Raw genomic sequence first — 13,956 nt, 5'->3', positions numbered from 1 at the left:
CATTCCATTGTGTCGTGTCAGCCCCCTGAGGTGTTGGTAGCGCTGCGGGGGGCGTTTTTGACCTTCAGGAACCGATAATATGCCGAAACTTAAAGACAGGACGCCAAAAACTGGCGGTCGTTCAGCCGCCTTTCAGCTACGCATCCACCCTCAGCTGCACGATCAGTTGAGAATGATCACCGACAATGACAATGTGACGCTCGCCTGCTGGCTGAAGGATCTGGCCCGGCGTGAACTCAGAAGGAGGGGCGTTGAGCCACTGGGTTAACCAGGGCATTAATTGCAGGAGGCAACAGCTATCAGCATCCGCCAACCGATGCGGCACGAGAAGCTTACTCGTCGCGTTTCGATAAAGAACTTAGCGGAAACTTAACACAGCCAGATTTTTGCACCCTCTATAATGCCCTTCTTTTATGAGAGTAATCACTCTCGTTATTAATTTTAAAGCTATCTAATTGAGACTTCACCATGCGCTTAAGGATTCTTCCCGCGAGTTTGCTTTTTTTGCTGGCCGCCTGCGACCAGACCACGACCCCGCCTCAAGACACGTCCGTTCAGGTCGGTATCAGCACCTTACACAGTGAGCCGGTCACGTTGTTTAAACAGTTACCGGGCCGAACCACGGCCATCCGTACGGCAGAAGTGCGCCCCCAGGTCAGCGGTATTGTCCTTAAACGCCTGTTCACGGAGGGGAGCGAAGTGAAAGCGGGACAATCGCTTTATCAGATAGACCCCGCCAGTTATCAAGCCTCCTACGACAAAGCACTGGCGACCTTGATCAACGCGGACAAAGTGGCAGCGCGCTACAAACCGCTGGCCGCTGCTCATGCCATCAGTCAACAGACCTACGACGACGCGGTAGCCACTGCGCGTGAAGCGAAAGCCGATGTCGAAACGGCGCGCGTTAACCTCAATTACACCCAGGTACGGGCGCCCATCTCCGGTCATATCGGGCGTTCACTGTCGACCGAAGGGGCGCTGGTGACCAACGGGCAAAGCAGTTATATGAGTCTTATCCAGCAGCTCGACCCCATTTATGTCGATGTCAGTACCTCGTCACTGGATCTCATCGCGCAGCGTCGCGCACTGGCCGAAGGGCTGTTAAAAAAAGTGGGAGATCATGCTGCGGCGGTAAAACTGACGCTGGAAGATGGTTCTCTCTATCCGCAAGAGGGGCGGCTGGAGTTCTCGGAAGTGACGGTGGATGAAAGCACCGGCAGCGTTACGTTGCGTGCCATCTTCCCCAATCCGAAACGTGAACTGCTGCCGGGCATGTTTGTCCACGCCAGTTTCCCGCAGGGGATCGCCGAACAGGGCATTCTGGTGCCGCAGGAATCGATCATGCATGACACCAAAGGTCGGCCTTATGTCTACCTGGTGGACGCGGACAACCGCATCAAGGAGCAGTCGATCACCACCGGTCAGATGATCGGTCACAAATGGTTGGTGAATTCCGGACTGAAATCGGGCGACCGGGTGGTCGTGAATGGGCTGCAAACTGTGCAGGCCGGAACGCGAGTGACCACCACTGCCAGCACGAGTGGGTCATCGAACGCCTCGAAAGTCAATCTGACTACCACCGACGCATCGGCGCAGTAGCAAGGAAACCCTGATGTCTAAATTTTTTATTGAACGTCCCATCTTTGCCTGGGTGATCGCTATTGTGGTGATGTTGGTGGGGGGACTGTCGATTTTGAGTCTGCCCATCAACCAGTACCCGAATATTGCCCCCCCGGCGATTTCGGTGCAGGTAGCCTATCCGGGTGCGAGCGCAGAAACGACGCAAAATACCGTGGTGCAGGTCATTGAACAGCAGTTGAACGGGCTGGATAACCTGCGTTATATCGAATCACAAAGTAACAGTGACGGCAGTGCGTCAATCATCGTCACCTTTAATCAGGGCACAGACCCGGATATTGCCCAGGTGCAGGTGCAGAACAAAGTGTCGCTGGCTGAATCACAATTACCGACCGAAGTGGTGAATCAGGGGATCAACATCCGTAAGTACCAGGCCAACTTTATGCTGGTGGTCGGGCTGACGTCGAGTAATCCCAAGCTGAGTAATGGCGATCTCGCTGACCTGATGGTGTCGAAATTACAGGACCCGATTGCACGCAGCAACGGCGTGGGGGATTTTATGGTGATGGGGGCCGAGTACGGAATGCGTATCTGGCTCGACCCGGCAAAACTGTATAAATACCAGCTGGTTCCCAGCGATATCACTACGGCGATCAGCCAGCAGAACGTGCAGGTTTCCAGCGGTAAACTCGCCGGATTACCGACGGTGTCGGGCGCAAGATTCAGTGCGACTATCGTCGGGAAAACCCGTCTGCAGTCAGTGGAGCAGTTCAAAAATATTCTGTTAAAGGTCAATGCTGATGGTTCACAGGTGCGCCTGCGTGACGTGGGCGGTATCGATCTTGGCCCACAGGATTACAGCATTTCCTCCACCTTTAACGGTGAACCGTCGGTCGGTATTGCACTGCGCCTTGCCAGTGGCGGTAACGTGCTGGATGCGATCAACAGCGTGCGACATACCGTTGACGGCATTAAACCTTTCCTGCCGGAAGGGGTGAAAGTCAATTTCCCGTACGATACAGCACCCGTTGTCAGTGCCTCGATTGAGGAAGTGGTGAAAACGCTGATCGAAGCGATTGTGCTGGTCTTCATGGTCATGCTTTTGTTCCTGCAAAACCTGCGTGCCACGCTGATTACCACGATGGTGGTTCCGGTGGTGCTGCTGGGCACATTCGGTATTCTTGCGGCCTGCGGTTACACCATCAATATTCTCACGATGTTTGGAATGGTGCTGGCCATCGGGCTGTTGGTGGATGACGCTATCGTGGTGGTGGAAAACGTCGAACGTGTGATGCACGACGAAGGGCTGGATCCGAAAGCCGCCACGATTAAGTCCATGCAGCAGATTCAAGGAGCACTACTGGGGATTGCGCTGGTGCTGTCAGCGGTGCTGCTGCCGATGGCCTTCTTCAGTGGTTCCACCGGGGTTATCTATCGCCAGTTCTCAATCACTATTGTCTCTGCGATGGCGCTCTCGGTGCTGATGGCGATGATTTTCACCCCTGCACTCTGCGCCACGCTGCTGAAAGCGACCTCTGCCGAGCATAAAACCACCGGGATGGCGGGCTGGTTTAACCGTAAATTCGACACCGGGACGCTTTATTACACCCGCGGCGTGAGTCGCGTTATTTACAAACGAAAGCTGTTCCTGGTGATCTACGTGGCCATTATCGCCGCAACAGGTTATCTGTTTACCCGCGTACCCACCTCATTCCTGCCGGATGAGGACCAGGGGGTAATGATGGTGCAGGTGACGCTGCCCGCCAATGCCTCCAGTGGACGCACCCAGGAGGTGCTGAATGACATTGGTGGCTGGTTGCTGAAGAACGAACCTGAGGTTAAATCGGTCTTCTCGCCGAATGGCTTCAGTTTTGCCGGGCGTGGGGAAAATGTCGGCATGTCCTTCGTGCTGTTGAAACCCTGGGACCAGCGCAACAGCGAGCAGTCGGTGCAGAAACTGGCCGCCCGCACGATGGCGCACTTCGCCACACTCAAAGATGCCAAGGTGTTTGCTCTGGTACCGCCAGCCGTTATGGAGCTGGGGAATGCGACCGGCTTCGACTTCTTCCTGCAGGACGTCAATAACCAGGGGCATGCCGCACTGATGGCCGCGCGTAATCAATTCCTGTCGATGGCAGCGAAAGATAAGCGCCTGTTCGCTACCCGTCCGAACGGGATGGAAGATGAGCCGCAATATCATCTGATTATTGATGATGAACGTGCGCGGGCGCTGGGCCTCAGCCTGGAAGATGTTAACGATACGCTCTCCACGGCCTGGGGTTCGAGCTACGTGAACCAGTTTATCTATAACGCCCGCGTTAAGAAGGTCTACGTGCAGGGTAACGCGGGGTCGCGTGTGACACCGGAAGACCTCGACAAATGGTACTTCCGTAATGCCAGTGGCGACATGGTCCCTTATTCCGCCTTCGGGAGTGGCAAATGGGAATACGGTTCACCGCGCTATGAGCGCTTTAACGGTGCCTCATCGGTGGAGATTATGGGCTCGCCTGCGCCTGGGTATAGCTCGGGTGATGCGGTAAAAGCTGTCAACGAGATTGCCGCCAAACTGCCCAAAGGGTTCCGTGTTGGCTGGCATGGGTTGTCCTACGAGGAACAGATGTCCGGTTCACAGACTCCGGCGCTGTATACCATTTCCATTCTGATGGTCTTCCTCTGCCTTGCCGCACTGTATGAGAGCTGGTCGATCCCATTCTCGGTGCTGATGGTGGTACCGATGGGCGTGTTAGGCACCATTCTTGCGGTGTTGATGCGTGGCCTGGAAAATGACGTCTTCTTCCAGGTGGGGCTGCTGACGACTGTCGGACTGGCTGCCAAAAATGCCATTCTGATTGTCGAGTTTGCCAAAGATCTGCATGAAAATCAGGGAAAAGGACTGGTGGAAGCCGCAATTGAAGCGGCGAAACTGCGTATCCGGCCAATCATTATGACCTCAATGGCCTTTGTGCTCGGCGTGCTGCCGTTGACGATGTCTCACGGTGCCGGTGCGGGAAGCCAGCACTCGATAGGGACTGCCGTCGTCGGCGGGATGATCACTGCGACCTTCCTGGCCATCTTCTTCGTGCCGATGTTTTACGTTGTGGTTGCCCAGCGTTTTACCGCGAAGAAAAAACCGAAAACTGAGGTTGAAGAACATGATGCGTAAGTCTTTCTCCCAGGGGATCTTGCCTCTGACGATGATCCTCACGGGGTGTACTATGGCCCCAGACTATCATCGCCCGGCTTTACCCGTTGCGGCGCATTACGAGAGTCAGGGGGGGGCGGTGCGTGGAGATGGCGCGGACATCCGCTGGCAGAACTTCTTTACCGACCCGGTTATGCACAGGCTGATCGCCAGTGCGCTGTCCAACAACCGTGACCTGCGGGTGGCGGCGCTGAATGTGGAGGTGGCGCGTTCGCAGGTGCAAGTTGATCGCGCCGCCCTGATGCCATCGCTTGATTTCAATGCCAGCGATAGCGCCACGCATCTCCCGGGGAATCTCTATAGCACGCAGAGCAGCGGACCGGTGACGTATCACCAACTGAATACCAGCCTGGGTGTCACCGCCTGGGAACTGGACTTCTTTGGTCGTTTGCAAAGCCTGCGCGATCAGGCACTGGAAGCGTGGCTGGCCAGCGCGGCCACGCAAAGGGCAACGCAGATCACCCTGATTGCTGAAGTGGCTTCTGGCTATCTTTCGCTGTGTTCCGATAACGATCTGCTGAAACTGGCGCAGGATACGGCAAAAAGCCAGCAGGACTCCTGGGATCTGACGAAACGCAGCTATGACGGCGGCGTGGCCAGCGAACAGGATCTGGTACAGGCCGAAACGGCGGTACGTGCGGCGCAGGCGGATATTGCGACCTACAGCCGCCAGGTACGCCAGGATGTTAATGCACTGAGGCTACTGGTGGGCAGCGATCTGCCCGCCAGTCTGCTGGCCGGCGCCCGTTTGCAGAAAGCATGGAACTTCCCGGCCACGCCGGCCGGGTTGCCTTCCGACCTGCTGACGCATCGCCCGGATATTATCGCCGCTGAACACACGTTAAAGGCGGCGAATGCCAACATCGGTGCGGCACGTGCTGCGTTCTTCCCCAGCATTTCACTGACGGCGGCGGGAGGTTCCACCTCTGCGGCCTTTAGCCATCTGCTGTCGGGTGGCACGGCCGCCTGGTCATTTGGGCCCAGTATCAATTTGCCCATCTTCGATGGCGGGGTGAACTCGGCCAATCTGGATATCGCCAAACTGCAAAAACGCATTCAAATTGCGGATTATGAGAAGACGATTCAGACGGCATTTAAAGAGGTGGGGGATGCCCTGGCCGGGCAGGAAACCTACCAGGATGAGTTGAAAGCACGTCAGTTAGATGAAATCGCGAACCAGCGTAACTTCGATTTTGCCAACGTGCGCTACCGGGAAGGCGTGGACAATTATCTGAATGTACTGGTGGCACAACGCTCGCTGTATGCGGTGCAGCAATCATTGATTACCACCCGTCTCGGGCAGCTAAACCAGCAGATTACACTGTATAAAGCACTGGGAGGGGGATGGAAATCGTGAAGAAATGAGATGAAATCTTTTACTTATTACGAAATTCTTACGCGGTGAGGATAGAATTTCAGCAGTTAAATAGATGATAATAGGAATTACTATCAACAACGGTTGATGGTTTTGTGGGTCAGGCGTGCCTGACCCCTACGTATGATGCAGTGTTCACGTAGGCGTACCTACGCATGTTGCGGTGTTAGCGTAGGGGCCAGGCATGCCTGGCCCACATTAAATTTCTGTCGCGGCGGTGATTACCGGCGTGTTTATCCTCTTGCTGCATCTTATTGAACAGAGCCTCATGACCGTTACCTCCCCGAAGAAGTCGCACGCCCGGCGTAAAATCATCCTCTGCGTTATTTTGCTATTGCTCGCCGCTGCTCTGGCCTGGCGTTTCTGGCCGCACGGTCAGAACGGAGCCGGTGGCCCTGGCGGTATGCGTGGCCCGGGGGGCCCGGGTGGGCCAGGACAGACGATGGCGGGCATGACGACGCCAGTGCACACTGGCCCCGTGGTGCTGGCTGATGTGCCGGTCTATCTGACGGCGCTGGGTACGGTGATCCCCAATGCGACGGTGACCGTGACCAGCCGTGTCGACGGACAGCTGACGCACGTCTGGTTCAAAGAAGGGCAGAAAGTGACCGCCGGGCAGGTGCTGGCGCAGATCGACCCGCGCAGCTACCAGGCAACGCTGGCGCAGTATCAGGGCGATCTGAACCAAAATCAGGCACTGCTGAAAAGCGCGCAACTGACGCTGGCCCGTTATCAAAAACTGTATGCTCAGGACTCGCTGGCGCGTCAGGACCTCGACACCCAGATCGCCACGGTCGGGCAGTACAGCGGGGCGGTCAAAGCCGACCAGGCACAGATTGACGCCGCCAGACTCAATATTGAATATGCGCGTATCACCGCCCCGATCAGCGGGCGCGTTGGCCTGCGTCTGGTGGATGCCGGTAATATGGTGCAGAGCAGCTCAACGACCGGGCTGGTGACCATCACACAGACGCAACCCGCCGCCGTCACCTTCAGCGTGCCGCAGAGCAATATTCCCACGTTGCTGAAAGCACTGCACAACGATCAAAGCCTGCCTGCCACCGCGTTCGACCAGCAGGGTAGCAGCGAGCTGGCGCAGGGGGAAGTGCAGTTCATCAGTAACCAGATTGATACCAGCACAGGCACCGTTACGCTGAAAGCGCAGTTTGCCAACCTCGACGAGTCGCTCTATCCCAATCAGTTTGTTAACCTGCGCCTGCAAACCAGCACTCTGAAACAGGCGACGGTGATCCCCGGGCAAGCGCTGCAACTGAGCAGCGATGGCAGCTTTGTGTACGTGGTCAATAAAGACAACACGGTGACCCGCAAAGCGGTGAAAACCTGGCCGGTGTTTGGCAGCGACCAGCAGGCGATCCTTGAAGGCGTCAGCGCCGGTCAGCAGGTGGTGACGGAAGGCATCGACCGTCTGACTGACGGCAGTAAAGTCTCGGTGGTCACCGCCGAAGAGACGGCCGCCGCTATCGGGGGCAAGAAAGCGCAATGAACCCATCGCGCATCTTTATCGAACGCCCGGTAGCCACCATCCTGCTGATGGTGGGCGTGCTGATTTCCGGTATTTTTGCCTACCGTATGCTCTCCACATCGGCGTTGCCGCAGGTGGATTATCCGACCATTCAGGTCACCACACTCTATCCCGGTGCCAGCCCGGATGTGATGGCCTCATCCGTGACGGCACCGCTGGAGCGCCAGCTTGGGCAGATGTCAGGCCTCAGCCAGATGGCCTCCAGCAGTTCCAGCGGTTCGTCGGTGATCAGCCTGAAGTTCTCTCTCGATCTGTCACTGGATGTGGCCGAACAGGAAGTGCAGGCGGCGATCAATGCCGCCGACAGTCTGCTGCCAACCGACTTACCCAATCCGCCGACCTATAAAAAGGTCAACCCGGCGGACAGCGCGGTGATCACCTTAGCCGCCAGTTCAGACACGCTGCCGCTGACCAAAGTGCAGGATTTGGTGAACACCCGTATTGCGCTAAAACTGTCACAGATTTCCGGGGTGGGGATGGTGACGCTGGCCGGGGGGCATCAGCCTGCCATCCGCGTGCAGATGGACCCGAAAGCGCTGGCCGCACATGGCCTGACGCTGGAGGACGTCAATACGCTGGTCAGCAACAGCAACGTCAATGGGTCGAAAGGGGGCTTTGATGGTCAGTACCATTCGGTCACCATCGATGCCAACGATCAGCTGCGCACTGCCGCTGAATACGGCAACCTGATCCTGACCTGGAAAAATGGTTCGGCGCTGCGTCTGCGCGACCTGGCGCACATTGAAGAAGCGGCTGAGAACACGTATCAGTCGGCGTGGGCCAATAACGCACCGGCGATTGTCATCAGCGTGCAGCGCCAGCCGGGCGCTAACGTGATTTCGGTAGTGGACAGCATTAAAGCGCAGCTGCCGACCCTCCAGGCCGCGCTGCCGGACGGCGTCAAAGTCACCGTGCTGTCGGATCGTACCCAGACCATTCGCGCATCGATTAGCGATGTGCAGTTTGAGCTGATGCTGTCGATTGCGCTGGTGGTGATGGTGACCTTCCTGTTCCTGCGCAACGTTGCGGCGACGCTGATCCCAAGCGTTGCCGTGCCGCTGTCGCTGGTGGGCACCTTTGGCGTGATGTATCTCGCCGGATTCAGCCTCAATAACCTGTCGCTGATGGCGCTGACGGTAGCCACCGGTTTCGTGATTGATGATGCCATTGTGGTGGTGGAGAACATCTCCCGCCGTCTGGAAAAGGGCGAAAGCCCGATGGAAGCCGCACTGAAAGGCTCGCAGCAGATTGGCTTTACCATTATTTCCCTGACGTTCTCGCTGATTGCGGTACTGATCCCGCTGCTGTTTATGGGGGATGTGGTGGGGCGATTGTTCCGCGAATTTGCCATCACGCTGGCAGTGTCAATACTGGTTTCCATGCTGGTGTCGCTCACCCTGACGCCGATGCTGTGTGCCTATTTGTTGCGCCATATTCCTGCACACCGCCAGACGCGCTTCTACCGCAAGGGCGGCGAGTTCTTTGACAAGCTGGTGGCCGGATATGATCGCTTGCTGACCGTCGTCCTCAACCATCAACGGCTAACGCTGTGTGTCGCGTTAGCCACCCTGGCCCTGACGGCGTTGCTCTATCTGGTGGTGCCGAAGGGGTTCTTCCCGGCGCAGGACACCGGGTTGATCCAGGGCGTCACCGTCGCCTCTCAGGATGTGTCATTTAAAGAGATGTCACGGCGTCAGCAGCAGCTGGCGGAAATTATCCTGAAAAACCCGGCGGTCGAAAGCCTCTCTTCGACGGTGGGGATCGACGGCAGTAATACCAGCATGAACAGCGGCCGTTTGCAGATTAACCTCAAGTCGTTTGACGAGCGCGATGAACGCGCCGACAGCGTAATTGCCGAGCTGCAACAGGCGACGGCGGGGGTGCCGGGCATCTCACTGTATCTGCAATCCGCGCAGGATCTGACGGTGAACGATCAGGTTACCCCGGATCGCTACCAACTGACGCTTGATGATGCGGATAGCCAGAACCTGGTGGCGTGGTCCCCGAAGCTGGTCAGCGCATTGCAGCAGCGCCCGGAATTCAGCTCGGTGGTCAGTAACCTGCAGGATCAGGGGCAGGTGGCATACGTTGAGCTGAACCGCGATGCCGCCGCCCGTTACGGCATTACTGCCTCAGACGTAGACACCGCGCTGTATAACGCCTTTGGTCAGCGCCTGATCTCCACCATTTTCACCCAGTCGAATCAGTATCGCGTGGTGCTGGAAGTAGCGCCTGCATTCCAGCAGTCTCCGGCCTCGTTTGATGATATCTATCTGCAACCCTCAACCAGCAGCAGTGCGTCATCATCAACCAGTACAACCAGCACCAGCACGACCAGCAGCAGTTCAACGGACAGCACAACGAGCACCACCACCAGTGGCATGGTGAAACTGACCTCGGTCGCCAGCATACACCTGCGTACCGGATCGCTGGTACATATGCGGCTGAATCAATTCCCGGCGGTGACTGTCTCCTTCAATCTCAATGATGGCTATTCGCTGGAACAGGCGCAGCAGGCCATCAGTGAGGAGAGCACTTCACTGGCGGTGCCGCCGTCGATTACCCTGCGTTATCAGGGCGAAGCGGCGGCATTCCAGAGTGCAACCGGCAATACGCTGTGGCTGATCCTCGCAGCGCTGCTGACCATGTATGTGGTACTGGGTATTCTTTACGAGAGCTTTATTCACCCGGTGACCATTCTCTCCACGCTGCCGTCGGCGGCGGTAGGGGCGCTGCTGACGCTGATGCTGGCGGATACCGAATTCAGCCTGATCGCACTGATCGGGGTGATCCTGCTGATTGGCATTGTGAAAAAGAACGCCATTATGATGATCGACTTTGCGCTGGAGGCCGAGCACAAGCAGCACCTCAGCCCCCGTGAGGCGATCCACCAGGCCTGCCTGCTGCGCTTCCGTCCGATTCTGATGACCACCATGGCGGCATTGCTGGGTGCGCTGCCGCTGATGCTGGCTTCCGGTTCGGGTGCAGAGCTGCGTCAGCCGCTGGGCCTGGTGATTGTTGGCGGGCTGATCTTCAGCCAGGTGCTGACACTGTTCTCCACCCCGGTGATCTACCTGTGGTTTGATGGACTGTCACTGCGCATGAAACGTTATCTGCGCCGCTCAGACGCCGCACGGGGGCGTGAATGAGTGTGACGCGTCTGTTTATTTTCCGCCCGGTTGCCACGCTGTTACTCACGCTGGCGCTGGTGCTGCTGGGGGCGCTGGGCTATCGCCTGCTGCCGGTCGCCCCACTGCCTACGGTGGATTTCCCGACCATTATGGTATCGGCTGATCTGCCGGGGGCCAGCCCGGAAACGATGGCCGCCACGGGGGCCACGCCGCTGGAGCGCGCGCTGGGGCAGATTGCCGGTATCACTGAGATGACCTCGGAGAGTTCTCAAGGTTCGACCAATATCATCCTGCAGTTTGCCCTCGATCGCGATATTAACGGTGCGGCGCGCGATGTGCAGGCTGCCATCAACGCAGCGCGCAGCCTGCTGCCGAGCAGTATGCCGTCGCTACCGACCTACCAGAAAGCCAACCCGTCCGATGCCCCGGTACTGATGATGGCGCTGTCCTCCACCACGCGCACCAGCGCTGAGCTGTACGATCTGGCCGACAGTAAAATCAAACAGAAGATCGCCCAGGTGACGGGCGTGGGGGATGTTTCCCTGCGCGGGAGTGCCCTGCCTGCGGTGCGAATTGACCTGCAACCTCAGCAGTTAAGCCAAGCGGGTGTGTCACTGGACAGCGTGCGTGAAGCCATCGCTAACAGCACCACCAATTTGCCGAAAGGGAGGCTGGAAGGGAAAAGCCAGTCATGGATGGTGGACGGCAACGGCCAGCTCGATCAGGCCAGCCAGTACCGTAATTTGGTGGTCAGCTACAGCAACGGGCGTGCCATTCACCTGAGCGATGTCGCTAAGGTGTCTGATTCCGTGGAAGATAACTACAGCGCTGGTTTCTATAACGGTTCACCGTCGGTGACCATCGGTGTGACCCGTTCCGCCGGGGCTAACATGCTGGAGACCATCGATGGCATTAAAGCCCAACTGCCGCTGATTGAAAAAGATCTGCCCGCTGACGTTAAACTGACCATTGTGGTCGACCGTTCACCCAACGTGCGCGCATCACTGTATGAAACCGAAGAGACTTTACTGATTGCCATGCTGCTGGTCATCGGCGTGGTGTTTGTTTTCCTGCGCGATGTGCGTGCGCTGGTGATCCCGGCGTTGGCGCTGCCGGTATCGCTGATTGGCACCTGCGCGGTGATGTATCTGTGCGGTTACAGCCTCGATAACCTGTCGTTGATGGCGCTGATTATCGCCACCGGATTTGTGGTGGATGATGCCATCGTGGTGCTGGAAAATATCACCCGCTACATCGAAGAGGGGCTCAGCCCGGTGCGCGCCTCGATCAAAGGTGCGCAGGAAGTGAGTTTCACCGTGCTGTCGATGACGCTGTCGTTGGTGGCGGTGTTTATCCCGATCCTGCTGATGGGCAGTATTGTCGGGCGCCTGTTCCGCGAGTTTGCCGTGACGCTCACCGCCTCACTGATTATCTCCATGCTGGTCTCACTCAGCCTGACCCCGATGCTCTGTTCGCGTCTGCTGAAGCGTAAACCGGCGGTGACGAAACGCCCACATCCGCTCTATCAGTGGATTGAAAATGGCCTCAACCGCCTGCTGGCTGCCTATGCCGCTGCGCTGACATGGGTGATGCGCCATCAGCGCCTGACGATGTTCAGCCTGCTGCTGACCGTAATCCTTAACGTCTTTCTCTATTCGGTGGTGCAGAAGGGGTTCTTCCCGAACCAGGATACCGGGCTGCTGATGGGCATGATGCGTGCCGATCAGAACGTCTCATTCCAGGCGATGGAACCGAAAGTAAAAGCCTATGCAGCGATGATCGAAAAAGATCCGGCGGTGGATGGTGTGATGTCTTCGATGGGCAGCGGGGCATTTGGCTCGCGTAATACCGCCATGTTTTTCGTCCATCTGAAAGATTTCGACCAGCGTGATGCCAGTGCCAGCGAAGTGGCCAACCGCCTCAGCGGTAAAACCCAGAATGTGCCTGGCGTGGAGCTGTTCCTGATGGCGGCGCAGGATCTGCATATCGGCGGGCGCAGTGCGAATGCCTCGTATCAGTACAGCCTGCAGGCTGACGATCTGGATACGCTACGTATCTGGACACCGAAAGTGAAGGCGGCGCTGGAGCAGATCCCCCTGCTGACCAGCATTGACTCTGACTCGCAGACCGGCGGGCAGGAAGTGATGATCACTATCGATCGTGACCGCGCCACCCGGCTGGGCGTGGATGTGCAGATGCTGGATGACATGCTGAATAACGCCTTCAGCCAGCGTCAGGTTGCCACGCTTTACAAAACGCTGAATCAGTATCATGTGGTGATGTCACTCAGCCCGGAATGGACGCGCGACCCGGATACGCTCAACACGCTGTTTGTGGTCAATGACAGCGGCGATCGCATTCCGCTTTCGGCTTTTGCCAGCATTAGCGGCAGCAATGCACCGTTATCGGTTAACCATCAGGGGCAGTCGGCCACCAGCACCATTGCCTTTAACCTCCAGGACGGTGCATCCCTTGAAGCGGCGCAGGCGGCAGTGAAAACGGCGATGGCAAAAATTGGCCTGCCGAACACCATTCAGGCCGATTTTGCCGGCACCGCGCAGGCCTTTGCCGAGCTGAATGCCTCAATGCCGTGGTTGATCCTCGCGGCGCTGGCTGCGGTGTATATCGTGCTGGGGATGCTGTATGAAAGTTATATTCATCCGTTAACCATTCTCTCCACGCTGCCGTCCGCCGGGGTGGGCGCGCTGCTGCTGATGCTGTTAACCGGCACGGAGCTGACGGTGATCGCGCTGATCGGCATCCTGTTGTTGATTGGCATCGTGAAAAAGAACGCCATTATGATGATCGACTTTGCGCTGGCGGCCGAACGTAAGCAAGGAATGACACCACAACAGGCGATCACTCAGGCCTGTCTGATGCGCTTCCGTCCGATAATGATGACCACCCTGGCGGCGTTCTTCGGCGCACTGCCGCTGGCGCTGGGCAGCGGGGGAGATGCCGATCTGCGCAGCCCGCTGGGGCTGGCGATTGCCGGTGGCCTGGCCCTGAGCCAGTTACTGACCTTATTCACTACTCCGGTGGTGTACCTCTATCTTGACCGCGTCAGTCGTGCCACACGACGTCAGTGGCTGCGCCTGCGTCATGCTGAATAACTCAATAATGATGA

7 protein-coding genes are annotated in these 13,956 nt (G+C 57.4%); all 7 read left to right on the top strand.

Annotated features, from left to right (window positions below):
- Positions 1-79 precede the first annotated feature (79 nt).
- Positions 80-268 carry a toxin-antitoxin system HicB family antitoxin gene (locus WH277_RS06420; protein WP_133846096.1) on the top strand — a complete coding sequence of 63 codons (189 nt, stop codon included), beginning with the start codon at positions 80-82 and terminating at the stop codon, positions 266-268.
- Between the two features lie 200 nt (positions 269-468).
- Positions 469-1,599 (top strand): efflux RND transporter periplasmic adaptor subunit, encoded by a 1,131-nt coding sequence (locus WH277_RS06415; RefSeq protein WP_159337906.1) that lies wholly within the window; start codon positions 469-471, stop codon positions 1,597-1,599.
- 13 nt (positions 1,600-1,612) lie between these two features.
- Positions 1,613-4,741: an efflux RND transporter permease subunit gene (locus tag WH277_RS06410; RefSeq protein ID WP_339505030.1), complete on the top strand. Its 3,129-nt coding sequence runs from the start codon at positions 1,613-1,615 to the stop codon at positions 4,739-4,741.
- Positions 4,731-6,137, top strand: coding sequence for an efflux transporter outer membrane subunit (locus WH277_RS06405; RefSeq protein WP_277395232.1), 1,407 nt, complete (start codon positions 4,731-4,733; stop codon positions 6,135-6,137). Before WH277_RS06410 ends, WH277_RS06405 begins: the two co-directional genes overlap by 11 nt.
- A gap of 286 nt (positions 6,138-6,423) precedes the next feature.
- A complete protein-coding gene (locus tag WH277_RS06400) occupies positions 6,424-7,659 on the top strand; it encodes an MdtA/MuxA family multidrug efflux RND transporter periplasmic adaptor subunit (protein WP_339505027.1) in 1,236 nt (411 codons plus the stop codon).
- Entirely contained in the window at positions 7,656-10,847 is a 3,192-nt protein-coding gene (locus tag WH277_RS06395) for an efflux RND transporter permease subunit (protein WP_339505025.1), read from the top strand. The genes WH277_RS06400 and WH277_RS06395 overlap by 4 nt, the downstream gene beginning before the upstream one ends.
- Complete coding sequence (locus WH277_RS06390; RefSeq protein WP_339505023.1) at positions 10,844-13,942, top strand: efflux RND transporter permease subunit; 3,099 nt, start codon at positions 10,844-10,846, stop codon at positions 13,940-13,942. The genes WH277_RS06395 and WH277_RS06390 overlap by 4 nt, the downstream gene beginning before the upstream one ends.
- The last annotated feature ends 14 nt before the right edge of the window (positions 13,943-13,956 follow it).

Source organism: Erwinia sp. MYb416, from assembly GCF_037479575.1.
GTDB lineage: Bacteria > Pseudomonadota > Gammaproteobacteria > Enterobacterales > Enterobacteriaceae > Erwinia > Erwinia rhapontici.
This window is presented reverse-complemented; position numbering and strand designations above follow the sequence as displayed.

Coding starts and splice junctions, on each gene's coding strand:
- WH277_RS06410 (WP_339505030.1), top strand. CDS start 1,613: ATGTCTAAATTTTTTATTGAACGTCCCATCTTTGCCTGGGTGATCGCT.
- WH277_RS06420 (WP_133846096.1), top strand. CDS start 80: ATGCCGAAACTTAAAGACAGGACGCCAAAAACTGGCGGTCGTTCAGCC.
- WH277_RS06405 (WP_277395232.1), top strand. CDS start 4,731: ATGATGCGTAAGTCTTTCTCCCAGGGGATCTTGCCTCTGACGATGATC.
- WH277_RS06395 (WP_339505025.1), top strand. CDS start 7,656: ATGAACCCATCGCGCATCTTTATCGAACGCCCGGTAGCCACCATCCTG.
- WH277_RS06415 (WP_159337906.1), top strand. CDS start 469: ATGCGCTTAAGGATTCTTCCCGCGAGTTTGCTTTTTTTGCTGGCCGCC.
- WH277_RS06390 (WP_339505023.1), top strand. CDS start 10,844: ATGAGTGTGACGCGTCTGTTTATTTTCCGCCCGGTTGCCACGCTGTTA.
- WH277_RS06400 (WP_339505027.1), top strand. CDS start 6,424: ATGACCGTTACCTCCCCGAAGAAGTCGCACGCCCGGCGTAAAATCATC.